Annotated in this window: 18 protein-coding genes; 4 read left to right on the top strand and 14 right to left on the bottom strand. The window is 71.4% G+C overall.

Going from position 1 to position 24,436, the window contains the following annotated elements; genetic code table 11:
• Window positions 1-116 precede the first annotated feature (116 nt).
• On the bottom strand, window positions 117-2,243 hold the full coding sequence (locus IE145_RS22075) for a DNA gyrase/topoisomerase IV subunit B (RefSeq protein WP_189527187.1): 2,127 nt from the start codon (window positions 2,241-2,243) through the stop codon (window positions 117-119).
• Window positions 2,244-2,690: 447 nt separating this feature from the next.
• On the opposite strand from IE145_RS22075, the gene IE145_RS22070 reads away from it, so the two are divergent.
• Window positions 2,691-2,924 carry a DUF7455 domain-containing protein gene (locus IE145_RS22070; RefSeq protein ID WP_006128079.1) on the top strand — a complete coding sequence of 78 codons (234 nt, stop codon included), beginning with the start codon at window positions 2,691-2,693 and terminating at the stop codon, window positions 2,922-2,924.
• Between the two features lie 394 nt (window positions 2,925-3,318).
• On the opposite strand, the gene IE145_RS22065 is transcribed toward IE145_RS22070, so the two are convergent.
• The 6 genes from IE145_RS22065 to IE145_RS22040 all read right to left on the bottom strand — a co-directional run bounded on the left by IE145_RS22065 (window position 3,319) and on the right by IE145_RS22040 (window position 11,438).
• Complete coding sequence (locus tag IE145_RS22065) at window positions 3,319-4,149, bottom strand: S1 family peptidase (RefSeq protein ID WP_189527186.1); 831 nt, start codon at window positions 4,147-4,149, stop codon at window positions 3,319-3,321.
• Between the two features lie 166 nt (window positions 4,150-4,315).
• Window positions 4,316-5,863, bottom strand: a complete 1,548-nt coding sequence (locus tag IE145_RS22060) for an RNA polymerase sigma factor (protein WP_030581194.1) — start codon at window positions 5,861-5,863, stop codon at window positions 4,316-4,318.
• A 320-nt stretch (window positions 5,864-6,183) separates the two neighbouring features.
• On the bottom strand, window positions 6,184-7,071 hold the full coding sequence (locus IE145_RS22055; protein ID WP_189527185.1) for a FadR/GntR family transcriptional regulator: 888 nt from the start codon (window positions 7,069-7,071) through the stop codon (window positions 6,184-6,186).
• 160 nt (window positions 7,072-7,231) lie between these two features.
• Window positions 7,232-8,965, bottom strand: a complete 1,734-nt coding sequence (locus IE145_RS22050; protein ID WP_189527184.1) for an ATP-binding cassette domain-containing protein — start codon at window positions 8,963-8,965, stop codon at window positions 7,232-7,234.
• Window positions 8,966-9,110: 145 nt separating this feature from the next.
• Entirely contained in the window at window positions 9,111-9,869 is a 759-nt protein-coding gene (locus IE145_RS22045; protein ID WP_189527183.1) for an NUDIX hydrolase, read from the bottom strand.
• A 135-nt stretch (window positions 9,870-10,004) separates the two neighbouring features.
• On the bottom strand, window positions 10,005-11,438 hold the full coding sequence (locus IE145_RS22040; RefSeq protein WP_189527182.1) for a DUF4192 domain-containing protein: 1,434 nt from the start codon (window positions 11,436-11,438) through the stop codon (window positions 10,005-10,007).
• A 111-nt stretch (window positions 11,439-11,549) separates the two neighbouring features.
• Between IE145_RS22040 and IE145_RS22035 the strand changes: the two genes are divergently transcribed.
• The gene (locus IE145_RS22035; RefSeq protein WP_189527181.1) at window positions 11,550-13,721 is read left to right on the top strand and encodes a RecQ family ATP-dependent DNA helicase; all 2,172 of its coding nucleotides are present in this window, start codon (window positions 11,550-11,552) and stop codon (window positions 13,719-13,721) included.
• 214 nt (window positions 13,722-13,935) lie between these two features.
• Window positions 13,936-14,580, top strand: a complete 645-nt coding sequence (locus tag IE145_RS22030; protein ID WP_189527180.1) for a hypothetical protein — start codon at window positions 13,936-13,938, stop codon at window positions 14,578-14,580.
• A 62-nt stretch (window positions 14,581-14,642) separates the two neighbouring features.
• Here the strand turns inward: IE145_RS22030 and IE145_RS22025 are convergent, their stop codons facing one another.
• The 6 genes from IE145_RS22025 to IE145_RS22000 form a co-directional block, all read right to left on the bottom strand.
• Complete coding sequence (locus IE145_RS22025) at window positions 14,643-15,278, bottom strand: hypothetical protein (protein ID WP_189527179.1); 636 nt, start codon at window positions 15,276-15,278, stop codon at window positions 14,643-14,645.
• Between the two features lie 67 nt (window positions 15,279-15,345).
• Window positions 15,346-16,056, bottom strand: coding sequence for a ribonuclease HII (gene rnhB, locus IE145_RS22020; RefSeq protein WP_189527178.1), 711 nt, complete (start codon window positions 16,054-16,056; stop codon window positions 15,346-15,348).
• Window positions 16,057-16,252: 196 nt separating this feature from the next.
• A complete protein-coding gene (locus tag IE145_RS22015) occupies window positions 16,253-18,091 on the bottom strand; it encodes a DUF4153 domain-containing protein (protein WP_189527177.1) in 1,839 nt (612 codons plus the stop codon).
• Window positions 18,092-18,287: 196 nt separating this feature from the next.
• A complete protein-coding gene (locus IE145_RS22010; protein WP_189527176.1) occupies window positions 18,288-19,196 on the bottom strand; it encodes an ADP-ribosylglycohydrolase family protein in 909 nt (302 codons plus the stop codon).
• 12 nt (window positions 19,197-19,208) lie between these two features.
• The gene (locus IE145_RS22005) at window positions 19,209-19,868 is read right to left on the bottom strand and encodes a histidine phosphatase family protein (RefSeq protein ID WP_189527175.1); all 660 of its coding nucleotides are present in this window, start codon (window positions 19,866-19,868) and stop codon (window positions 19,209-19,211) included.
• A 95-nt stretch (window positions 19,869-19,963) separates the two neighbouring features.
• Window positions 19,964-20,569 carry a YdbC family protein gene (locus tag IE145_RS22000; RefSeq protein ID WP_189527174.1) on the bottom strand — a complete coding sequence of 202 codons (606 nt, stop codon included), beginning with the start codon at window positions 20,567-20,569 and terminating at the stop codon, window positions 19,964-19,966.
• A gap of 260 nt (window positions 20,570-20,829) precedes the next feature.
• Between IE145_RS22000 and IE145_RS21995 the strand changes: the two genes are divergently transcribed.
• Window positions 20,830-21,366, top strand: a complete 537-nt coding sequence (locus tag IE145_RS21995) for a TerD family protein (RefSeq protein ID WP_189527173.1) — start codon at window positions 20,830-20,832, stop codon at window positions 21,364-21,366.
• A 150-nt stretch (window positions 21,367-21,516) separates the two neighbouring features.
• Here IE145_RS21995 and IE145_RS21990 read toward each other — a convergent pair whose 3' ends face one another.
• On the bottom strand, window positions 21,517-24,414 hold the full coding sequence (locus IE145_RS21990) for a vitamin B12-dependent ribonucleotide reductase (RefSeq protein ID WP_189527172.1): 2,898 nt from the start codon (window positions 24,412-24,414) through the stop codon (window positions 21,517-21,519).
• Between the last annotated feature and the right edge of the window lie 22 nt (window positions 24,415-24,436).

The following is a 24,436-nucleotide window of genomic DNA, read 5'->3' as shown; positions in this document are numbered from 1 at the left end:
TTCAGGTGACAGATATCCGGGACTGCTGCGCGTTTCCCCGGTGGGACCCCCGGGAAACGCACGCGGCCCCCGCTCCGGCGGAACCGGGGCGGGGGCCGTGCGACGGGATCCGGGGATCAGGCGTCGATGCGCGAGCGGTCCAGGGTGGCCGCGGAGCTCGTGATGAACTCCTTGCGGGGCGCGACCTCGTTGCCCATCAGCAGGTCGAAGACCTGCTCGGAGGATTCCAGGTCGCCGATGTTGATGCGCCGCAGCGTGCGGTGGCGCGGGTCCATCGTCGTCTCGGCCAGCTGGTCGGCGTCCATCTCACCGAGGCCCTTGTAGCGCTGGATCGACTCCTTGATCCGGATGTTCTTGCGCTGGAACTCCAGGAGGGTCTGGCGCAGTTCGCTGTCGGAGTAGGTGTAGACGTACTTGTCCTGGCCCTTCTTGGGCTGGACCAGCTCGATCCGGTGCAGCGGCGGCACCGCGGCGAAGACCCGGCCCGCCTCGACCATCGGGCGCATGTAGCGCTGGAAGAGGGTCAGCAGCAGGCAGCGGATGTGGGCGCCGTCGACGTCGGCGTCCACCAGCAGAACGATCTTCCCGTAGCGCGCGGCGTCGATGTCGAAGGTCCGCCCGGACCCGGCTCCTATGACCTGGATGATCGCGCCGCACTCGGCGTTCTTCAGCATGTCGGAGACGGACGACTTCTGGACGTTGAGGATCTTGCCCCGGATCGGCAGCAGCGCCTGGAACTCGCTGTTCCGGGCCAGCTTGGCGGTGCCGAGCGCCGAGTCCCCCTCGACGATGAACAGCTCGCTGCGGTCGACGTCGTCGCTGCGGCAGTCGGCGAGCTTGGCGGGCAGCGAGGAGGACTCCAGCGCGGTCTTGCGGCGCTGGGCGTCCTTGTGCTGCCGGGCCGCGATCCGGGTGCGGGCGGCGGCCACGGCCTTCTCCAGCACCGACCGGGCCTGCGCCTTGGCATCCCGCTTCGTCGAGGTCAGGAAGGACTTCAGCTCCTTGGCGACGACATTGGCGACGATCCGGTTGGCCGCCGAAGTGCCGAGCACCTCCTTGGTCTGCCCCTCGAACTGCGGCTCGGCGAGCCGTACGGTGACGACGGCGGTGAGCCCTTCGAGGGCGTCGTCCTTGACGATGTCGTCCTCGGCGACCCGCAGCATCTTGGCGGAGCGCAGCGCCTCGTTCACCGTCTTGGTCAGGGAGCGCTCGAACCCGGTGACGTGGGTGCCGCCCTTGGGGGTGGCGATGATGTTCACGAACGACCGTACGGTCGTGTCGTAGCCGGTGCCCCAGCGCAGGGCGATGTCGACGCCGAGTTCGCGGGTGACCTCGGTGGCGGTCATGTGGCCGCGGTCGTCGAGGACCGGGACGGTCTCCTTGAAGGTGCCCGTCCCGCTCAGGCGCTGGACGTCGCAGACGGCCTTGTCCTGGGCCAGGTACTCGCAGAACTCGCTGATGCCGCCGTCGAAGCGGAACGTCTCCTCCGTCTTGCCCTCGCCGTCGAGCCCCCGCTCGTCGCGGACGATGATCGTGAGGCCGGGGACGAGGAAGGCCGTCTGGCGGGCCCGCTGGTAGAGCGTCTCCAGGTTGAGCTTGGCGTCCTTGAGGAAGATCTGCCGGTCCGCCCAGTACCGCACCCGGGTACCGGTACGGGTCTTGGGGACGCGCTTGCCCTTGTGCAGGCCGTTGGCCGGATCGAACGGGCTGTCCGGCCCCTGTTCGGTGAACATGCCGGGGACGCCGCGCCGGAAGCTGATGGAGTGGGTCGCGCTGTTGCGGTCGACCTCGACGTCCAGGCGGGAGGAGAGGGCGTTGACCACGGAGGCGCCGACGCCGTGGAGACCGCCCGAGGCCGCGTAGGAGCCGCCGCCGAACTTGCCTCCGGCGTGCAGCTTGGTCATGACGACCTCGACGCCGGAGAGGCCCGTCTTGGGCTCGACGTCCACCGGGATGCCCCGGCCGTTGTCCCGGACCTCGACGGAGGCGTCGTCGTGGAGGATGACCTCGATCTGGTCGCAGTAGCCGCCGAGGGCCTCGTCGACGGAGTTGTCGATGATCTCCCAGAGGCAGTGCATCAGGCCACGGCTGTCGGTGGACCCGATGTACATGCCGGGACGCTTGCGGACCGCCTCCAGCCCTTCGAGGACGAGGAGGTGCCGCGCGGTGTAGTTGGAGCTGTCCCGGTCGCCTCCTGCTGCGGCCAGCATCGCGGTGGACGGCACGGACGTTTCGGCGGTCACGCGGTTCGCTCCTCGCTGAATTTCATCTGGGGCCCCCGTGGGTATCGGGCTGGGCGTCGGTTGCCGCTGAGAGCCTACAGAGGCCTGGTAGAGCGGTTGTAACGCCACCCTCGGGGAATCCTCATGCTAGTCGAGCTCTATCCGAGCTCGCATGGATGTTCGATCATTCGTTGGAGTGACGTGCACATCACGTTCCCTTCGACGCATGAACCATTTAGGCTCCGGGCACGTCCTCATGAACAAACCGGCAAGCCGGCCGGCGGGACCCACCCCCTAGACAAGCAATGCGAAACCGTAGCGCTCCGCATACGGCACATTCGCCGCCAACCGGCAACAGACAGCCACACCGAGAAGAAGTTTCGAAGAAAAGCCACGAGCGGGAACGTTTTCGGCCTGGTTGGATGTTGACCCTGGTACGACAGCTCGTCGAGCTAGAGAAGAGGCGACGTGACTACTGTTCTGACCCCCGCGAGCCCGCTGACCGCAGCAGACCGCTGTGACCGTTGCGGCGCCCAGGCCTATCTGCGCGTCGTCCTGATCAGCGGCGGTGAACTGCTCTTCTGCGCCCACCACGGGCGCAAGTTCGAGCCGGAACTCAAGAAGATCGCCGCGGAAATACAGGATGAGACGGATCGGCTGACCGCCGTACAGACGGCTGCTGCCGACGAGGACCAACACTGACACCTCGCATCCACGACGAGCCAGGGGCCGGTCCAGGACCGGCCGACGGGCGGCTCCCCCACTGGGGGAGCCGCCCGTTCTCGTTCGGTGCGCTGCCGGTGTTGCGGGCCGCAGGGGAGGCCCGAGGGGCTGCACGTGGCCTCTGGGGCCTCCGGGGCTGTACGTGGCCTCTGGGGCCTCTGGAGCTGCCCGTGGCCTCTGGCACCTCCGGGCTGTGTGTGGCCTCCGGGGGCCTCTGGGGCTGTACGAGCCTCCGGGGCGTCCGGAGCTGCACGTGGCCTCCGGTGGCCCGTGCCCTGCGGGGCCTCGGTACACCCGTGCCGCCTCGAAGGCGGTTGCGGCCCCCGAGACCCCGGTCACGAAGCCGTACGGCTCCGAGGCGGCACGGCGCGGCTCAGATGCGGCCCGCGGCCCAGTCCAGCGCGGCGGAGACCCGGGTGTACACCCCGGGGCTGCCCGGCCGCCCGCAGCCGCTGCCCCAGGACACCAGGCCGATGAGCCGCCCACGGGCCACCAGCGGCCCGCCGCTGTCGCCCTGGCACGCGTCCCGGCCCCCCGCGGGCTCACCCGCACAGAGCATCGCCGAGGCCTTGTACGTACCCTCCCGGCCGCCCGGGTAGGCGCGCGCGCAGTCGCCGTCCGGCAGGACCTGGACCCGGGCGGAGCGAAGCACGGAGGCGTACGTGCCGCTGCCCGTCGTATCGCCCCACCCGTAGACGTCAGCGGCGGTCCCGGCCCGGTAGGCGGCGTCCCCGCTCCTGGCCATCGGAATGGTCGCGCCCCTCGGCAGGGCGCGGGACAGGGTCAGGACCGCGAGGTCGCCCGCGTTGGAGACCGGGTCGTAGGCCGGGTTCACCCAGATGCGCCGGACCGGGACCTCCCGGCCGCCGGAATCGCTCAGCCGCTCCCGGCCGGCGATGACGAGCAGGTCCTTCACCCGCTTCGCCGGTCCGCCGAGCGCCTCGTCACTCAGACAGTGGGCGGCCGTCAGGATCTTCGTGGGCGCCACGGCCACACCGCCGCAGAACTGCCCGGAGCGCGTGTCGCCGAACCGGTCCCGGCTCGACAGCGCCACGACCCAGGGGCTGTCCGCCACGGGGGCGGGGCGCCCGCCGATGATGATGCTCTCCGCGGCCGCCGGGGAGGGGGCGGCGAGGGGCAGCACGGCCGAGGCGGCGGTCAGGGCGAGCGCCCCGGTCAGGGCACGGACGAGGGGACGGGGCATGGAGGCTCCTGACACTGAGGCGATAAACCGTTTCACCCAGCGTGATCCAGGCAGTCCGTGTCAGGCCCCGGAGACACGCCGGAGGGCCCGGATCCCCTGGGGGGGTTCCGGGCCCTCGGCCGGTGAATACTCGGCGTTCCGCCCTTCGGCGGCCGCCTTCCGCGCTCTAGTCCAGGTAGTCGCGGAGCACCTGGGAGCGGGACGGGTGCCGGAGCTTCGACATCGTCTTCGACTCGATCTGACGGATGCGCTCACGCGTCACGCCGTAGACCTTGCCGATCTCGTCGAGCGTCTTCGGCTGACCGTCGGTGAGACCGAAGCGCATCGAGACCACGCCGGCCTCACGCTCGGAGAGCGTGTCGAGCACGGAGTGCAGCTGCTCCTGGAGGAGCGTGAAGCTGACCGCGTCCGCCGGGACGACGGCCTCGGAGTCCTCGATGAGGTCACCGAACTCGCTGTCGCCGTCCTCGCCGAGCGGGGTGTGCAGCGAGATCGGCTCGCGGCCGTACTTCTGGACCTCGATGACCTTCTCCGGGGTCATGTCGAGCTCCTTGGCCAGCTCCTCCGGGGTGGGCTCGCGGCCCAGGTCCTGGAGCATCTGACGCTGCACACGCGCGAGCTTGTTGATGACCTCGACCATGTGCACCGGAATACGGATGGTGCGGGCCTGGTCGGCCATCGCGCGGGTGATCGCCTGACGGATCCACCAGGTGGCGTACGTGGAGAACTTGTAGCCCTTGGTGTAGTCGAACTTCTCGACCGCGCGGATCAGACCGAGGTTGCCCTCCTGGATCAGGTCCAGGAAGAGCATGCCGCGGCCGGTGTAGCGCTTGGCCAGGGAGACCACCAGACGGAGGTTGGCCTCCAGGAGGTGGTTCTTGGCCCGGCGGCCGTCCTCGGCGATGATCTCCAGCTCGCGCTTGAGCTTCGGCGCGAGCTTGTCGGCGTTCGCCAGCTTGTCCTCGGCGAAGAGACCGGCCTCGATGCGCTTGGCGAGCTCGACCTCCTGCTCCGCGTTGAGGAGGGGGACCTTGCCGATCTGCTTCAGGTAGTCCTTGACCGGGTCGGCGGTGGCGCCGGCGACGGCGACCTGCTGCGCAGGTGCGTCGTCCTCGTCGTCGTCGGAGAGGACGAAGCCCTTGTTCTCGCCCTCGCCCTCCTCTTCCTCGCCCTTGCCGGCCTTGACCTCCTCGACCGGCTCGTCGCCGTCGAGGAGCTCGTCGTCCTGCTTGCCGGACTTCTTCGCGGCGGTCTTCTTGGCCGCCGTCTTCTTCACGGCTGTCTTCTTGGCAGCGGTCTTCTTGGCCGCCGCCTTCTTTGCCGGAGCGGCCGCGACGGCGTCGTCGGCCACCGCGTCCGCGCTCTCGGCCGCCGGGGCGGCGGTGGCCGCGACGGTCCTGGTCACGGTGGTCTTCGCCGCGACAGTCTTGGTGGCGGTGCGCTTGACCGGGCTCTTCGCTGCGACGCTCTTGCGGGCGCGCTTCGGCGACTCCGCGGCACTGACCATCAGCGTCACACCCTCTTCCTCGAGGATCTGGTTGAGGCTGCGCAGAACGTTCTTCCACTGGGTTGGCGGAATCTGGTCAGCCTCGAAGGCCCGACGCACGTCATCGCCGGCGATCTGCCCATCAGCCTTTCCCCGCTCGATGAGCGCCATCACAGATTCGGACTCGGCGATCTCCGGCGGGAGCGTACGGGATGTGCTGGCCGACACGAACAACCTCTCGGAACGATGGAAACGGCTTCCGGCCCTGCCCTGGAGGGGGCTGGAACCGACGACCGCCGACTGGGGATGTCGTCGACGGCGCGGGTTTGGCCTCAGAACTGAAACAGCGCGCCCCAGGGCTGCTGTATTCCTTCCGCTGCGCTCACCTCTTAGGTCATCGCGCTGCTTCGAGGAGTGTTACGGCCAATCCGCGTGGCCCGAGTCACACCCCATTTGCGGCATACGGGACCAAAGGCTGCATCCCCTTCCATTGTGCCGCCGGACCCGTACGGTCCGGCGGCACCGGGCCCGCGGTACCGCCGCCCCGGTCAGTGCTCGCGCGGCGCGGGAACCACTCGTTCGACGTCGGGATGGACGACGAGCAGTTGACGCATGGCGGTCTCGGCGGCCCCGGCGTCACCCGATGCCAGGGCATCGGCGATCCGGGCGTGGTGGGCGAGCGACGCCTCGCCGGGACGGTCACAGCCGGTGACGGGGCCACCGGAGACATGAAGGGCGGCCGAGACGATGCCGGAAAGGTGTTCGAGCATGCGGTTGCCCGCGGCCTGGATGAGCAGGGCGTGGAACTCGGCGTCGGCGCGGGAGAAGGTGATCGTGTCGCCCTGCCCCATCGCGTGCCCCATGATCTCGACCATGTCGGCGAGCCGCTGCTGGATGTCGTCCCGACCGTGCCCGGCGGCGAGGCGGGCCGCGAGCGGCTCGATGGTCCAGCGGAGCTCGGCCAGCTCACGGCGCTGGTCGTCCCGCTGCGGACCGAAGGCGCGCCATTCGATGATGTCGGGATCGAGCAGGTTCCAGTCGCTGACCGGGCGGACCCGCGTCCCCACATTGGGACGCGCACTGACCAGCCCCTTGGCTTCGAGGACGCGCAGGGATTCCCGGACGACGGTACGGGAGACCTCGAAACGCTGACCGATCTCCTCGGGTACGAGGGGGCGGTCCGCGCCGAGGTCACCGGAGACGATCATCTGACCCAGCTGCTGGACGAGTTGGCCGTGGAGACCGCGCCCCCGGCTGGCCGAGCCCCGTCGGCTCGCCCGTCCCAGCTCGGAATCGGCGCCTCCCCAGGACCGGGTCGCGGCACGCTCGCCGGCCGGCGCCTCCGGATAGGGATAGCGGTCGAGTTCGCCCGAGCCGGCCAGGCCGGAATCGGCGGTGCGGGCGGCGGTCATCATGGTGTGCGCAAGGGTACTCACGCATCCTTTGTCGGCGCGGCTCGCTCACCCCTTGAGGTCTTTGGTGAAAAGCACACGAAAGGGTGATCGGCGCTCACTCCGCAATTGACGCCATATCCGCACAAAGCGGTCATTTTTCAGGGAGTTGCGGGCTCCTCCCCTCGACGTGACGCTGCGGCGATCACCAACGCGCCTTTCCCCTCAGGCCGGTGAACAGATACGCGCAGATCAGGGCTGCCAGCGACAGGGCGAGCGCGGTCCCGACGGGCTGCGCCACCACCCGTGCGACGCCGAGGATCCAGTGGTCCGCCTGCTGCGGCAGCTGCCACCCGGCCAGTTCGCGCAGGCGGCCCGGGAGCCCGGCGACCGAACGCGCGGACGGTACCGCGAACACCTTTTGCACCAGCGGAACGACGAGCACCGGTACGGCCAGTACGGCGGCGATACCCGCCCCGGCCACCCGGAAGACTCCGGCGGCCAGCAGACCCGCCCAGGCGCAGCCAACCGTCAGACCGGCCCAACTCGCCCCCCATGCAAAGGCGTCCGAGGGGACGTCGATCAAGTCCGGTCCGTACACGAGCCGGAGACTCTGCGCTCCGCCCACCACGGTGAGCGCGGCGAGCAACAGGGCGAAGCCCGCCGTCACGGTGAGCTTGGCCAGCAACAGCCCGAGCCGCCGGGGCACGGTGCCGCGAGCGGCGGCGAGCGCGGGATAGCGGAACTCGTCCCCGAAGGACAGCGCCCCGAGCAGACCGGCGCCGAGGGCGGCGGGAGGCAGCGGCAGCAGCGCCGGCCAGGCGGCCAGCACGCGGGGGAGGGCGGTGCCGTCGGTGCGGGCGAGCAGGACGGACATCGCGGCCGACACGACCAGAACGGCCGCCATGATCATGGTCGTTGTCCGGACGCCGAGGGAGCGCCGCAGTTCGTAGCGGAGCGGGCGCAGGGGGCCGCGCGCGGGCCGCACCCGGATCGGGGGCGGCAGCTCGGAGAGGGCGACAGCCGCGTCGTCCCGCTCCACTCCCCCGGCCGCCGGTTCGGCGGGGCCGGTGTCGCCGATCTCGTCGGCGAGTTGGTGCACGGGGACGCCGTGCCGGTAGGCGGTGTCACCGATCTCCGCGCAGTTGCTGCCGTACACCGTCAGCCGGCCACCCGCCTCCTCGACCACCTCGACCGAGCGCCGCGCGGCCCGGGCCTCCCGGCTGACCACGGCCGCCAGCCGGGCGGCGTGCGGGGTGCGCACGGCGACGCGGGCCCGGAGCCGGGTGCGGGCGAAGTCGGCGACGTCCTGGTCGGCGACGAGGCGTCCGCCGCCGATGGTGATGACGCGATCGGCGGTGCGGGCCGCCTCCTTGGGGTCGCCGGTGGTGTGGAGGACCGTGCCGCCCTGGGCCGCGTGCGCGCGCAGCAGCCCGTACAGCCAGCTGTTCTCGCGCGGCGACAACCCGTCCGCCGGCTCGTCCAGGATCAGGGTGTGCGGGTCTCCCAGCAGCGCGGATGCGAGCCCGAGCCGCCGGTCCATCCCCACCGACAGGGTCCCCAGACGCTGGTCCCCGAGTCCGGCGAGGCCGACGACCTCCAGCACCTCGTCGGCCCGGGCGGCGGGTACGCCCGCGGCCGCGCAGAGCATCCGGAGCTGCCCCCGGACGGTCCGGGAGGGGTGGCCGGGCACGTCGCCGAGCAGCACGCCCACCTCCCGTGCCGGGTGGGCGATGCGGTGCAGTGGCCGCCCCTTGAAGTAGGCGACGCCCCGCCCGGCGTCCAGTTCGAGCATCAGCCGCAGGGCCGTGGTCCGACCCGAGCCGGGGGCGCCCAGCAGGGCCGTGACCCGGCCGGGAGGGGCCTCGAAGGTCAGATCGTTCACGGCGGGCGGTCCGTCGCGACGGGGGGCGCTGGTCAGTCCGATGGCCTGGAGCATCGCTTCTCTCGCGTCTCTCGCGGACGGTGAGACCGCTCGGCGGCAAGGGGGTACCGCAGCAAGATAACGCGACATTTCAGACTTTTGGCGCAGGGGCGGATCGACGGGCGTTCCGTGGGACCGGCCCGGGGAAACGCCCGGCGGCTCAGACCTCGGGTCGCAGCATCGGCGGATTGAGCACCGTGGCCGCCCCGGCCCGGAAGAGCTGCGCGGGCCGTCCGCCCTGGCGCGTGGTCGTCCCGCCGGACGGCACCAGGAATCCCGGCGTCCCGGTGACCTTGCGGTGGAAGTTACGGGGGTCGAGGACGACGCCCCACACCGCTTCGTACACCCGGCGCAGCTCGCCGACGGTGAACTCGGGCGGGCAGAAGGCCGTGGCCAGCGAGGAGTACTCGATCTTGGAGCGGGCCCGTTCCACCCCGTCGGCCAGGATCCGCGCGTGATCGAAGGCCAGCGGCGCCGCCTGTTCGCCCTCCCGCCCGGGGCCGGGATGCAGCAGATCCTCGACCGGCGCCCAGCGCGCGCTGTTGGCGTCGCCGCCCGCCCGGGGCGCGGGCAGGTCGGGCGCGAGGGCGAGATGGGCGACGCTGACCACGCGCATCCGGGGGTCGCGCGCCGGATCCCCGTAGGTGGCCAGCTGCTCCAGATGTGCCCCGTTGCCCACGGCCGGTTTCGCCGGATCGTGCGCACAGAGGCCGGTCTCCTCGACGAGCTCGCGCGCCGCCGCGGAGGCCAGATCCTCGTCCAGCCTGACGAAACCGCCGGGCAGCGCCCACCGGCCCTGGAACGGGGTCTCTCCGCGTCGGACGACCAGCGCGCAGAGCGCGTGACGGCGCACCGTGAGCACGACCAGGTCGACGGTGACTGCGAAGGGCGGGAAGGTCGACGGGTCGTAGGGCGGCATGCCGCGATCATAGTCGTCTGCCTGACGATAAACACTCCCTTCGGCATGCTCGTGATCAGTCCGGGTGCCACGGCTTCGGATGCGCCGGGGTGTGCGGCACCACGGTGCGGTCGGGGCGCGCGGTCGAGGAGACGGTCAGTCATGCCGCCGCGCCCTGCTGCCGCGTCGGCCGTACCGCCGGGCATCGCGCGTCCGCCGCCCGGCCGCCGGGACCCGGGGACGCGTCGAGCCGGATGACGCCCTGGGCCGCCCGGTGCCCGGAGGGCGCGGAGCGCGCGCCCGCCGCCGCCCCCCGTCGGGCGACGCGCGGACCTTGCGGACGTGCAGGGGGGTTGCACCCCGGTCGGTGCCGGGCCCCGTTGCCGCCTCCACCGCTTCGGTGCCGGGCCCCGTTGCCGCCTCCACCGCTTCGGTGTCGGCGCCCGCTTCCTCCTCATCGGCATCGGCGTCGGCCGCCTCGCGCAGACACCGGCGCAAGGCCTCCGGATCGAGCCCTTCGTTGCAGGCCCGGTGCAGCAGTTGCGCGAACGTGTAGTCCGGATCGGCGCGCAGCGCCAGCGACAGGGCGACCCGGGCGCCCGGCTCGTCGCCGGTGGACCAGGAGACCCAGCCGGCCAGGGTGAGCGGGGCGGCGGCATGCTCCCCGTACGGTCCGACGCAGCGCCGTGCCAACGTCCGCCACAACCGCAGGGCGGACTGGGCTTCCGGCCCCTCCATCCAGGCGGCGGCCCTGTCCCGGGTCTCGCGGTCCTGGAGCCCGAGGATGACGGCGGCGGCCTCGTCGGAACCGATCAGCTGGTCGTCCCCGGCGTCCGCGAGCGCGGGTGGCGCGGGCTGCGCGTCCTCGATCCGGTCCATGAGCCTGCGCGCCAGCCGGAGGGTCTCCGCCGTGACCTCCCGCCTGGCCCGCTCGTCGAGAAGCCTCGGCAGCAGCGCCGGTCCGGCCGTGTCCAAAGCCTTCTCCTGCGCCCGCACGGCTGCCGGGGTCCGCCAGGGCTGGAGGCGTGCCTCCATGTCGCGCAGCGTGCCCCGGACGTGGACGCCCGCGTAGGTGGCGGCCGCGGCCATCACCGTCGTCCCGGGCATGGCCAGGGGGTTTCCCTGGTCGGGGCAGCACCGCGGGTCGGGGCAGCAGTAGGACCAGTAACGGCCGTCGGAGAGGCAGAGCGCTTCGAGGACGGGGACGTCGAGCGCTCCGCACGCCGTACGCAGACGTTGCGCGAACGGCCTGAGCCGCTCCATGGTCAGCCGACCGCTCGAACCGTCCGGTGAGTCCTGGCAGAGGAAGATCACGATCGCGTCGGGCCTGCCTTCGCGACGCTCGCTCCCCGAGACCAGGCACTCGGCCAACTGGTCGGCGACCGGGCCCCATTCGCCGGGCGCCTGCGGAATCCCGAGGCGGAGCCGGCCGCCGAACCGGCCCTGGCCGCCGTGCAGGGCCACCATCACGACGCTGTCGTTGGGATAGAAGCCCATGAGATACGGGAGGGCGTCGGCGAGGTCGGCGGGACCGCGCAGGGTGATCTGCTGCTCCCCGGCGGGGCCGGTGGATTCGTGGTGCTTGTTCATGGCTCGACGGTCCCCCGAGCCACCGAATCCCGCGACCCCTGTGGATAAAGTTATCCACAGGGGTCGCGCCGCCGTTCGCGGTTTGTCGTAGTCATCGGGTTGCATGGGGGCATGACCAACGCAGACCGTGCAGCGCTCAGGGCTTCGGCCGATTCCGTTCTCGCCCGCCTGGTGGGCGACGACAGCGGTACGGCCGTGCTGCGCGAGGACCAGTGGGTGGCCATCGAGGCACTCGTCGCCGACAAGCGCAGGGCTCTGGTGGTGCAGCGCACCGGCTGGGGCAAGTCCGCCGTCTACTTCGTGGCGACCTCGCTGCTCCGCGCGCAGGGCGGCGGCCCGACCGTCATCGTCTCACCGCTGCTGGCGCTGATGCGCAACCAGGTCGCGGCGGCGGCCCGGGCCGGGATCAGCGCCCGCACGATCAATTCCTCCAACACCGAGGAGTGGGAGAGCGTCCAGGCCGAGGTGGCGGCGGGCGAGGTCGACGTGCTGCTGGTGAGCCCGGAGCGGCTCAACAACCCGGACTTCCGCGACCAGGTGCTGCCGAAGCTGGCCGCGGCGACCGGGCTCCTGGTGGTCGACGAGGCCCACTGCATCTCCGACTGGGGACACGACTTCCGGCCCGACTACCGGCGGTTGCGGACGATGCTCGCCCACCTGCCGGCCGGCGTCCCGGTGCTCGCCACGACCGCCACGGCCAACGCCCGGGTGACGGCGGACGTCGCGGAGCAGCTGGGCACCGGCGCCGGCACGGACGCGCTGGTCCTGCGGGGGCCCCTGGACCGGGAGAGCCTGAGCCTGAGCGTGCTGCGGCTGCCCAATGCCGCGCACCGGCTGGCCTGGCTGGGCGACCATCTCGGCGAGCTTCCCGGCTCCGGAATCATCTACACGCTGACCGTGGCGGCGGCCGAGGAGATCACCGCCTATCTGCGCCAGAACGGGCACGCGGTCGCCTCGTACACTGGGCGGACCGAGAACGCCGACCGGCAGCAGGCCGAGGACGATCTGCTGGCGAACCGGGTCAAGGCCCTGGTCGCCACGTCCGCGCTGGGCATGGGATTCGACAAGCCCGACCTCGGCTTCGTCGTGCATCTGGGCTCGCCCTCCTCCCCCATCGCCTACTACCAGCAGGTCGGGCGTGCGGGGCGCGGTGTGAAGCACGCCGAGGTGCTGCTGCTCCCCGGCAAGGAGGACGAGGCGATCTGGCAGTATTTCGCCTCCGTCGCCTTCCCTCCCGAGGAGCAGGTGCGGCGCACCCTGGACGTGCTGGCCCACGCGGGGCGTCCGGTCTCGCTCCCGGCGCTGGAGCCCCTGGTCGATCTGCGCCGGACCCGGCTGGAGACGATGCTCAAGGTGCTGGACGTCGACGGTGCCGTGAAACGCGTCAAGGGCGGCTGGATCTCCACGGGCGCCCCCTGGGTCTACGACGCCGAGCGTTACGCCTGGGTCGCCCGGCAGCGGGAGGCCGAGCAGCAGGCGATGCGCGACTACGCCTCGACGACGGCGTGCCGGATGGAGTTCCTGCGGCTGCGCCTGGACGACGAAGCGGCCGCACCCTGCGGACGCTGTGACAATTGCGCGGGCGCCCGCTTCGACGACAAGGTCTCCACCGCCGCCCTGGACGGGGCCCGCCACGAGCTGGGCCGGCCCGGTGTCGAGGTGGATCCCCGCAGGATGTGGCCCACCGGCCTGCCCTCGGTGGGCGTCGATCTCAAGGGGCGTATCCCCGCGGGCGAACTGTCCTTCGCCGGACGGGCGCTGGGCCGGCTCTCCGACATCGGCTGGGGCAACCGGCTGCGCCCCATGCTGGCGGCGCAGGCTCCGGACGCTCCGGTGCCGGACGATGTCACGGACGCCGTGGTCACCGTGCTCGCCGACTGGGCGAAGGGGCCGGGCGGTTGGGCCTCCGGCTCGGCGGACGCGGCTCCCCGGCCGGTCGGTGTGGTGACCGTCGCCTCACGCCACAGGCCGCAGCTGGTCCAGTCGCTAGGCCGGCGCATCTCCGAGATCGGCCGGATGCCCCTGCTCGGGACGGTCTCCTACGCGCCGGGCTCCGATGAGGTGCCGATGTCCCGGACCAACAGCGCGCAGCGCGTGCGGGCGTTGCACGAGACGCTGGTCGTGGAGCCGGATCTGGCGGCGGCGTTGGCGGCGGCGGACGGCCCCGTTCTGCTGGTGGACGATCTGTCGGACACCGGCTGGACCCTGGCCGTGGCCGGACGCCTGCTGCGGCGGGCCGGGGCTCAGGGGGTGTTTCCGCTGGTCCTCGCGGTTCAGGGGTGACAGGGGCGTCATCCCGGACGGGTCTGGGCAGGGATATCAGTGTCATTCCGGCTGATACCCGTCAGCCTCAGCAATTGCTCGTTGCCGCCTGCCGGTAGGCCAGGGAGGATGGGAAGCGCCCCCGCACAGTTCTCGCCGGGCCCGGAAGGGCTGTGCCGCGGCGCGCCCTCACTCGACCCTGCCCGCACCGTGGGCGCGTAGCGAAGGGAGGACCGTGACCTTCGGATTCGCCCCGTCCTCAGCCACGTCGACATCGGCCTCGGTTCCCGCCGGCTCCGCCAATCATCTTGCCCGGATGCTGGAGCCGGCGGAGTGGGCCTCGGCGGGCATCCCTCTGCTGCGCAATCCCCGGGAAGTGGTCAGCGGGCTGCACTCCCGGCACCATCCGGCTCCGGCCACCGCGGTGGTCGCGGTCCTGGACCATGAGGAACGGCTCACCGCGAGCGCCTCGTTCGCCCGACGGCCGACGGTGGCCGCGGACGGCTGGGAGTTCCGCAACGCCCTGCTGGTGCAGTTGCGGCGGGTCATCCCGCACGATCTGCGCCGCCGCGCTCCGGTCCGTACGGCGGTACTTCTGTACTGCCGTGACGGCGACGAACGGTGGACCGAGGAGGACGGCGCGTGGATGTGGGGCCTGCGGGACGCCTGCACCCTGCACGGGCTGCGCTGCGGCGCGTACATCACGCTGACCCGCGGAGGCTGGCAGGTGCTCGGCGAGGGAAGGGGCGGGCGGCGGCCCAGTTCGCTGTCGGAGCCCTCGCTCCTGGCCGACACCGTCTCCGTCGGCGACCACCGGACCGCACCGACCCGGTCGGGCGGCGGAGCCGTGGAGGCGCTGCGTCGCACGGCGGCCCGCTGACCGCCCCCGCCGGTGCTCCGGCCGCCCGCTCGTGGGCGGCCGGAGCACCGGCGGGATGGGCCTCAGACCCCGGCGCCGAGTGCGGAGTTGATCGTCTGCGGGTCCCCGCAGACGATCAGCAGCGCGCCCGCGCGGTCACGGGCGACGGGCAGGGTGCGCGCCACGGTCCGGTCGGCGTCGCCGTTGACCGCGACGACGACCACGGGCCGGGACGCCGCCCGGTCGGCCGCGGATACGTCGGCGAAGAAGACGTCGTCGCCGGCGTCGTGCTGGGCCCAGTACGCGGCTTCGCCGAAGGACAGCTCGTGGGCGGCCCACGGGTGCTGTTCGCCGGTGGTGAGGACCAGGATGTCGCCCGGTGCGCGACCGGACTCCAGCAGCAGGTCGACCGCTTCCTCGGCGGCGTCGAGCGCACCGGCCGCCGGGGCCGGGATCAGCTGGATCTGCGGTGCGGAACCATTCTCTGTCGGCTTCGGACGGGCGGGGGCCGGTACCGGAGCCGCGGGGGCGGGGTGGGCGCGCTGCGCCGGGGGCGCGGGACGCGCGGGGCCGGGGCCCGGGCGGCCGGGACGCGGGGTGGCCGCTGAACGCGGGCCGGGTACGGGACGAGGGGTCGGCGCGGTGCGGCCGGCGGCCGGAGTGACGCGGGGACCCTGGGCGCTCTCGGGAATCTGAGGCTCCTCGGAGATCAGAGGCATGACGGTGGTCTGGGTGGTGTCGGACGCCGAGGTCGTCGGCGCCGGTAAAAGGGGCGCGTGCGCGCGATCAGAATTCGAAGCCGAGCTGGCCCCCGCTTTCGAGTGCGGCCGCCTCGGCGGAAATACGGACCTTCTTCAGGTGCTGCCACCGGGGCAGCGCGTCCAGGTACGACCAGGAGAGGCGGTGATGGGCCGTCGGCCCCCGCTCCTCCAGCGCGGCCCGGTGCACGGGCGAGGGATATCCCGCGTTGGCGTCGAAGGCGAAGTCGACGCAGTCCTCGGACGCGGCACCGAGCTCGGCCATCATCCGGTCACGGTGCACCTTGGCGATCACCGAGGCCGCCGCGACCGCGATACAGGACTGATCGCCCTTGATCACGGTGCGGACCTTCCAGGGAACGCCCAGGTAGTCATGCTTGCCGTCGAGTATCACCGCGTCGGGACGGACCGGCAGCCCTTCCAGGGCGCGCACGGCGGCGAGCCGGAGAGCGGCGGTCATCCCGAGGTCGTCGATCTCCTGCGGCGAGGCGTCGCCCAGGGCATAGGCGGTGACCCAGCTCCGCAGCACGGGTTCGAGCTCGGCACGCCGCCGCGGGGTCAACAGCTTGGAATCGGTGAGACCTTCGGGCGGTCGGCGCAGACCGGTGATCGCCGCGCACACGGTGACGGGTCCGGCCCAAGCGCCGCGTCCGACCTCATCGACACCGGCGACGGTCCTGGCACCGGTGGTAGCGCGAATCGAGCGCTCGACGGTGTGCGTGGGTGGTTCGTACGGCATGGCGCCAGCCAGCGTACGCCGAGAGCCACGGCAGCAACACCCCGGGGCACCGTGCTTACTGCGAATCAGCCATCGAGGGCGGGGTCAGAGGGCCTGCGGGCCCTCCGACCCCAGGGCAAACAGGGGAGTCAGAGGGGCCCGTGGGCTCAGAGGCCGCGGCGGTCCGGAGCGGCGGCGCCGCTCTCGAAGCCGTCGCTCAGTACGGGTCGTAGCCGTCGTCGTCCGGCTCGTAGCCGTCGCGTACCCCGTTGGTGCCGAGGCGGTAGCAGTCCCGGCCGTCGCCCTGCACCGGGCGCTTGTTCAGGATCTCCCTCGCCCGCGCCTCGCCCCAGCTGGTCGCGTACCAGGGGGTGTCGTCGTGGAGAACCTCGCGCTGGATGATCCGCAGCGCACAGGAGCGTTCCGGTTCGGGCAGTCGGTCCAGGGCCGGTACGGCGTCGGCGGAGAGGTCCTTGACGTAGTCGATGTCGATGCCGGCGGACTCGCGGGCCTCGAAGCGCTGGACGTTCTGCTCGGCGATCAGTCCGTCCGGCGAGAGCAGTCCGAAGGCCAGGACCCCGGCCGCCGCGCTCACCGCGATGGCCCGGGGCAGGAACCGTGCCCCGAAGACCCCGGCCGCCAGGATCAGGACCAGCACCACCCCGAGCCAGAGCTCCATCGCGGCCACGGATATCCGGAGCCTGGTGAGTCCGTACTCGTCGACGTACAGGTCCATGCGGCGCAGCGCCGAGGCGACGACGACGAGGGTGAGCACGCAGAGGGTGCCGAGGACGGCGCGCACCAGGGTCCGGTCCCGGCTGCCGCCGCGCGGGGCCCAGCGCAGAGCGAGGGCGATGACGAGAAGGGTGAGCAGGGTGGCCCACAGCAGCTGCCAGAAGCCCTGGCGGGCGTACTCGGCGTGGTCGAGCCCGGTCTCCGCCCGCACCTTCTCGTAACCCCCGAGGAGGACGACGAGCTGGAGGGCGATGAACGCGGCGAAGAGCAGGTTGAGCACGATCAGCGGGAGGGCCCACTCAATCCGTCCCCGGGGTTTGCCGGGGGAAACGGTGATCCCGTCCCAGCGCACCGGGGCGGCCGCGGTGTGGGCGGCGGCGAGCGCACCAGCCAGACCGAGCGCGAAGAGGAAGATCCGCCAGGGGCCCTCGCCGAGCGAGACGTCGGGCGTGAGGTTGCCCAGCAGGTCGGCGAAGGCGGCGTCCGCGCTCGCGAAGAGCGTCCCGAAGACCACCAGCAGCACGACGGCCACCGCCGTGGTGCGCAGGGCCGTGCCCCAGCGCGCCCGGGAGCCGTCGGCGCGGGCGCGTACCCCGCGTACGCCCCAGATGATGCCGGGGACGACCGCGTCGAACAGGCCCAGCGAGCCGATCATGACCCCCAGCCAGCTCCGGCTGCCGTGCAGCGCCAGCGAGCCGAGCGCGAAGGCGGAGACCACGGCCAGGAAGGTGGGCCAGCCCGCGTCACGGAGCGCGGGCACGGCGAGCAGCGCGAGGCCACCGACCGCCCAGGTCACGGTCCAGGGCCGCAGCCGACGGCCCGCCGACCGCGCGGCGAAGAACGCCGCCAGCGCGGCGGGCACGGCCACGATCAGCAGGTTCACCCCGAGCCCGTCGCCCAGGAAGAGCGCGCTCAGGACGGCGGTGGCCAGAGCCGACCAGAGCACGGCGGAGCGCATCAGGGGCGGAGCGGGTGGCCGGAGCCGGGCGGTCACACCGTCGCCCGTGCTGTTCTTGGCTCCGGGCGACCCCGCACCGTACTGCCAGGGGTTGCCGGGCCCGGCAGCCGGCGTGCCCGCGCCTGCCGGCGTGCCGGGGTGCGCGGTGGCCTCGGCGGGCGCGGTGGTTTTGGCGGCCTCGGCGGTCGTGGCGGTCGCTGTCGTCCTGGTGGTCTCGGCGGTCGCTGTGGTGCTGGCGGGCGCGGTGGTTCCGGCGTTCTCTGTGGACGCCGGTGCTTGCGGTTCCGGTCGCGGCTCCGGTGGTGTGCCGGCTTCCGCCGGCTGTTCCGGCGGTCTGGACGCCTCGGACGGCTGATCGGACATGGGACCCCTCCCCCACCGGTTCCGGGCGCGGCCCACGGCCGTACGCCCGGCCCGGTGTCTCATTCGGCGCGCGCCCTCAAGATCAACCAGGGGCGGCGTGGCCGAAAGAGTAGTCCCGAACCCGCGTTCGCGGATACGCAGAGTGATCCTGTGGCAGGACCGTGACAGAGGGGTCCTCGGCAGAGGAGCGGATGGCTCAGCGCGGGGACGGGGCCATCCACGCCGGTGGCTCCTCGGTCTGCGCCAGCCAGCCGGAGGGCGGTGCTCCGGTCTCGCCCGACGCGACGACACCGCCGACGATGGCGCACGTCGTGTCGACGTCGCCGCCCGCCTGGGCCGTCACCCAGAACGCCTCCTCGTAGTTCCCGAGGCTCCTGGCGGCCGACCAGAGTGCGAACGGCACGGTGTCGTGGGCGCTGGTCCGGCGGCCGTTGCCGAGGACCGCGGCGACCGTCCCCGCGTCCTGGTAGTCCAGCATGTCGCGGGCCCGGCGCAGCCCCGCGCCGACGGCGCTGCGGGGCACGAGCGCGATGACGCCGTCGAGGAGGTCCTCGGGGCTGGGCTGTCCGCCGGGAGCGGCGGCGAGCGACGCTGCGGCGGCCACGGCCATCGCCCCCACGACGGCCTCACGGTGCTGGTGGGTGGGGTACGACGAGATCTCCGCCTGGTGCGTCGCCTGCTCCGGATCGTCCGCGTACCAGGCGCCGAGCGGGGCGATGCGCATCGCCGAACCGTTGCCCCAGGAGCCCTGGCCCTTGAACAGCGACGACGACAGTTCCCGCCAGTCGCCGCCCTCCCGTACGAGCCGGAGGAGCCGGTTGACGGCGGGGCCGTAGCCGCGGTCGAAGTCGTGGTGTTCGGCGAAGGAGCGGGCGAGCGCGTCCTGGTCGATACGGCCGTGGTCGGCGAGCACGGCGAGGACCGAGCAGGCCATCTCGGTGTCGTCGGTCCACTGCCAGGGCCCGGGCGGCAGGGCCCGCTGTTTCAGCAGGGGGTAGTTGGCCGGAACGAAGAACTGGGAGCCCAGGGCGTCTCCCACGGACAGCCCACGCAGGCTGGCCAGGGCGCGTTCGAAGCGCCGCGCGGAAGCAGAATCAGCGGTCATCGCACAGCCACTCTAACCGGTGCGGCCGTACGGTTCAGGGTTCCGCCAGCGCTGAAAGGGCCGGTCGAGGGTGTAGCGGCCGTTCTTGCCCAGCAGCAGCGTCCGCGTCTCGCCGTTGCCCGGATTGGACAGCGACTCGAACTCCGCGACCGACCAGTGGAACCAGCGCATGCAGAACAGCCGCATCGTCAGTCCGTGGGTGACCAGCAGGACGTTCTCCGGGTGGTCCGTCTCCTCGAAGCTCCGGTGCAGGCTCTCCAGGAACGCCCCCACCCGGTCGTAGACGTCGGCGCCGGACTCGCCCTGGGCGAAGCGGTAGAAGAAGTGCCCGTAGGCGTCCCGGTAGGCCTTCTGCAGCCGTACGTCGTCCCGGTCCTGCCAGTTGCCCCAGTCCTGCTCGCGCAGCCGGGGCTCCTCGCGGACCCGGACGCGCGCCGGATCGAGGTCGAAGGCCCGGAACGTCTCGTGGGTGCGGCGGTAGGGCGAGATGTAGACGCTCACCCGCTCGTCGCCGAACCGCTCGCGCAGTTCCTCCCCGGTCTCCCGGGCCTGCCGCAGACCGGTGGCGGTGAGCCGGAGCGCGTGGTCGGGCTCCCGCTCGTACACCGTGTCGTCGGCGTTGCCCTCGGACTCACCGTGCCGGACGAGGACAATGCGCTGCGGTCGTGCCATGTCCCGAGCCTAGAACGGATCGGACCCGCACGACCGGTCGGGGCGGCAGGAGGGCGCGGCGCGGGTCGCACCGCCCATGAGCAGACCGCCCGGGGTCACACCGTCCAGGACGGTTCCAGTTCCACGACGTCGCCCGTCAGCTCGATCACGTCCGTCTCGATCTGCGCGCGGGCCGCCAGCCGCTCGGCCCCGGCCGCGCGGTACTTGCCGCGCTCGGCGCTCGACTTCCACAGGGACAGCGCGAGGAACTCGTTGCCCGGTGCCTCGCCGAACACGCCGCGCAGCATGCCGGGCGATCCGGCCATGGCGGGATTCCAGACCTGCTGCTGCATCAGCACGAAGTGCTCGGCCCGGTCCTCGTGCACCCGGCTGTGCGCGACCCTGGCGACGTCCGCCTCCGCGAAGTGGGGCTCGAAGCCCGTCTTCACGTCGAAGCGACGCTCGAAGAGCGTGACCTGCATGTCGCGGAACATGCCCGACTGCCCGGCCGCCAGCCGGTCGTGACCGCGGGCCATGAAGGAGTCGTAGAAGACGCGGTTCTCCCAGAACGCGAAGACATGGGCGACTTCGGGGCGCGTCCGGCTCCACCCGCCGCTCTGTCCCCGGAACCCCGGCTCACCGACCAACCCCGCCCACTTCCGCTGCCCCCGTTCGAAACCGTGACGGTCCACCACCGAACAGCGAATCCACTTCACCAGCACCGCGCCATCGTACGGCGCGGAACGTGGCACGCGTCACGGTCCCCGGGAGTGCACCCGAACCGGTCGTTCCACGAGCAGGTCCGGCAGCGCCCGCCGCGCAGGATCCCCCACTGAGAATGCGGCCACGGACGTCGAATGGCCCGAATCCGCCGTCCGATTCCGGGGCAGTTGGTTCGGCGGCCGGTTCCGTACATGATCGGGTCAGTCGTGTATCGGGTGAGGAGAACGGCCCGTGGGCCGTCGGCCGGGAGGGGAGTTTCTTGAGCACTCCGAACAAGGACATCGAGAAGGTCGAGGTACGGGTCAAATGGGACCCCAGCCCGCACGGGGCGGCGGCCAACGACCTCGACATCATCGCGGCGACGTACCCGGCCGATGATCCCTACGGCGCCCCCGCCTACCTGGTCCACTTCGACAGCCGCTCCCCGGACGGCACCATCACGCTGAACCGGGACAGCCGGACCGGCCAGGGCTTCGGCTTCGACGAGGTCATGACCATCGAGCTGAACCGGCTGGCCGAGCGGTACGGGCGGGTGGTGGTCGGTGTCGCCATCCAGCAGCGCGACGGCCACAAGACCTTCGGCGCCATAGGGAGCACGGCGATGGAGATCGCCGAGGGCTACACGAAGCTGGCGGCGGACGACTTCTCCGGCGTGGCCTGGGCGACCGCGGCGGTCGTCGGGGAGTTCACCCGGGACGGCTCGGGCCCCTGGGGCTTCCGGTCGGCCGTGCGCGGTTACGACGGCGACCCCGACGCTTTCGCCGCCGCGATGGGAAGCCGGCCCGCCGAGGGCTGACGGCTGACGGCTGACGGCTGACGGCTGACGACGGTCAGTTCCGGACAACCCGGGGTGGCATGCCGAAGGGGACCGGCCGGTGGCCGGTCCCCTTCGTGAGCCGCGGGTCAGCTGAGCCCTACGCGGTTCCGCACGCGCTCAGGCGTCCGGTCAGCTGCAACCGCTGGTCGAGCCGCAGCCCTCGCAGATGTAGCAGGAGCCGGCGCGCTGCATCTTCGTGCCGCAGGAGAAGCAGAGCGGGGCGTCGGCGCTGATGCCGAGCTGCATCTCGACCAGTTCGGCCGAGGTGTGCGCGGTCTTCGGCGCCGCCTTCACCGCGGACTCCGCGGGAGCCGGGACCGCCTTCAGGGGCTCGGCGTGGACCGGGGCCGACTGGGCCAGGCTGTCCGCGTCCAGGCCGTCCGCCTCGAACGACGGCTCGTAGCTGCCGGTGTCCAGGTGGCGCTGGCGCTCCTCGGCGGAGTGGATGCCGAGGGCCGAACGGGTCTCGAAGGGCAGGAAGTCCAGCGCCAGGCGGCGGAAGATGTAGTCGACGATCGACTGCGCCATCCGCACGTCCGGGTCGTCCGTCATGCCGGCCGGCTCGAAGCGCATGTTGGTGAACTTCGAGACGTACGTCTCCAGCGGGACGCCGTACTGCAGACCGACCGAGACGGCGATGGAGAAGGCGTCCATCATGCCCGCGAGGGTCGAGCCCTGCTTGGACATCTTCAGGAAGACCTCGCCGAGACCGTCGTCCGGGTAGGAGTTGGCGGTCATGTAGCCCTCGGCGCCGCCCACCGTGAAGGAGGTGGTGATGCCGGGACGGCCCTTGGGGAGACGCTTGCGGACCGGGCGGTACTCGACGACCTTCTCGACCGCCTCGCGGATGGTCTCCTCGGCCTTGGCGGTGACCTCCTCCTTCTCCTTCTCCTTGGTCTTGGCGGAGAGGGGCTGGCCGACCTTGCAGTTGTCGCGGTAGATCGCGAGCGCCTTGACGCCCATCTTCCACGCCTCGAAGTAGACCTCTTCGACGTCTTCGACGGTGGCGCTCTCGGGGAGGTTCACCGTCTTGGAGAGCGCGCCGGAGATCCACGGCTGGATGGCCGCCATCATCCGGACGTGGCCCATCGCGGAGATGGACCGCTCGCCCATCGCGCAGTCGAAGACCTCGTAGTGCTCGGTCTTCAGGCCGGGTGCGTCGACCACGTTGCCGTGGTCGGCGATGTGGGCGACGATCGCCTCGATCTGTTCGGGCTGGTAGCCGAGGCGGCGCAGCGCCTGCGGCACCGTGCCGTTGACGATCTGCATCGAGCCGCCGCCGACCAGCTTCTTGAACTTGACCAGGGCGAGGTCGGGCTCCAGGCCGGTGGTGTCGCAGGACATCGCGAGACCGATGGTGCCGGTGGGCGCGATGACCGAGGCCTGCGCGTTGCGGAAGCCGTTCTTCGCGCCGAGCCGGATCACGTCCTGCCAGGCCTCCGTGGCGGCGGCCCAGACCGGGGAGTCGAGGTCGTCGATGTGGACGGCCTTGGCGTTGGCGTCGGCGTGCTGCTTCATGACGCGCTGGTGCGGCTCGGCGTTGCGGGCGTAGCCGTCGTACGGGCCGACGACCGCGGCCAGTTCGGCGGAGCGCTTGTACGAGGTGCCGGTCATCAGCGAGGTGATGGCGCCGGCGAGCGCGCGGCCGCCGTCGCTGTCGTACGCGTGACCGGTCGCCATCAGGAGGGCGCCGAGGTTGGCGTAACCGATGCCCAGCTGGCGGAAGGCGCGGGTGTTCTCGCCGATCTTCTGGGTGGGGAAGTCGGCGAAGCAGATCGAGATGTCCATCGCGGTGATGACCAGCTCGACGACCTTGGCGAAGCGCTCGGACTCGAAGGACTGGTTGCCCAGACCGTCGTCCTTGAGGAACTTCATCAGGTTCAGCGAGGCGAGGTTGCACGAGGTGTTGTCCAGGTGCATGTACTCGCTGCACGGGTTCGAGCCGTTGATCCGGCCGGACTCCGGGCAGGTGTGCCAGGCGTTGATGGTGTCGTCGTACTGGATGCCCGGGTCGGCGCAGGCCCAGGCGGCCTCGGCCATCTTGCGGAAGAGGGACTTGGCCTCGACCTCTTCGATGACGTCGCCGGTCATCCGGGCGCGCAGCCCGAACTTGCCGCCCGACTCGACGGCCTTCATGAACTCGTCGTTCACCCGGACCGAGTTGTTGGCGTTCTGGTACTGGACGGACGTGATGTCGTCGCCGCCCAGGTCCATGTCGAAGCCCGCGTCGCGCAGCGCGCGGATCTTCTCCTCCTCCTTCACCTTGGTCTCGATGAAGTTCTCGATGTCGGGGTGGTCGACGTCGAGGATGACCATCTTGGCCGCGCGGCGGGTCGCGCCACCGGACTTGATCGTTCCGGCGGAGGCGTCGGCGCCGCGCATGAACGAGACCGGTCCGGAGGCGTTGCCGCCGGAGGAGAGGAGCTCCTTGGAGGAACGGATACGGGAGAGGTTCAGGCCGGCGCCGGAGCCGCCCTTGAAGATCATGCCCTCTTCCTTGTACCAGTCGAGGATCGACTCCATGGAGTCGTCGACGGCCAGGATGAAGCAGGCGGAGACCTGCTGGGGCTGGGGCGTGCCGACGTTGAACCAGACCGGCGAGTTGAAGCTGAAGATCTGGTGCAGGAGGGCGTAGGCCAGCTCGTGCTCGAAGATCTCGGCGTCCGCGGGAGAGGCGAAGTAGTTGTAGTCCTCGCCGGCCTTCCGGTACGTCTTCACGATCCGGTCGATCAGCTGCTTGAGGCCGGTCTCGCGCTGCGGCGTGCCGACGGCGCCGCGGAAATACTTGCTGGTGACGATGTTGACCGCGTTCACCGACCAGAAGTCGGGGAACTCGACGCCACGCTGCTCGAAATTGACCGAGCCGTCGCGCCAGTTGGTCATGACGACGTCACGGCGCTCCCACGTCACCTCGTCGTACGGGTGCACGCCGGGGTTGGTGTGGATGCGCTCGATACGCAGACCCTTGCTCACCTTGGCGCCCTTGGTGCGGGAACCTCGTGCCGGGCCGCTCGCCGTCTCTGTCATGCCGCCTCCCATATGTGGGCGA

It is taken from the genome of Streptomyces sindenensis (assembly GCF_014649035.1).
Taxonomy (GTDB): Bacteria; Actinomycetota; Actinomycetes; order Streptomycetales; family Streptomycetaceae; genus Streptomyces; species Streptomyces sindenensis.
This window is presented reverse-complemented; position numbering and strand designations above follow the sequence as displayed.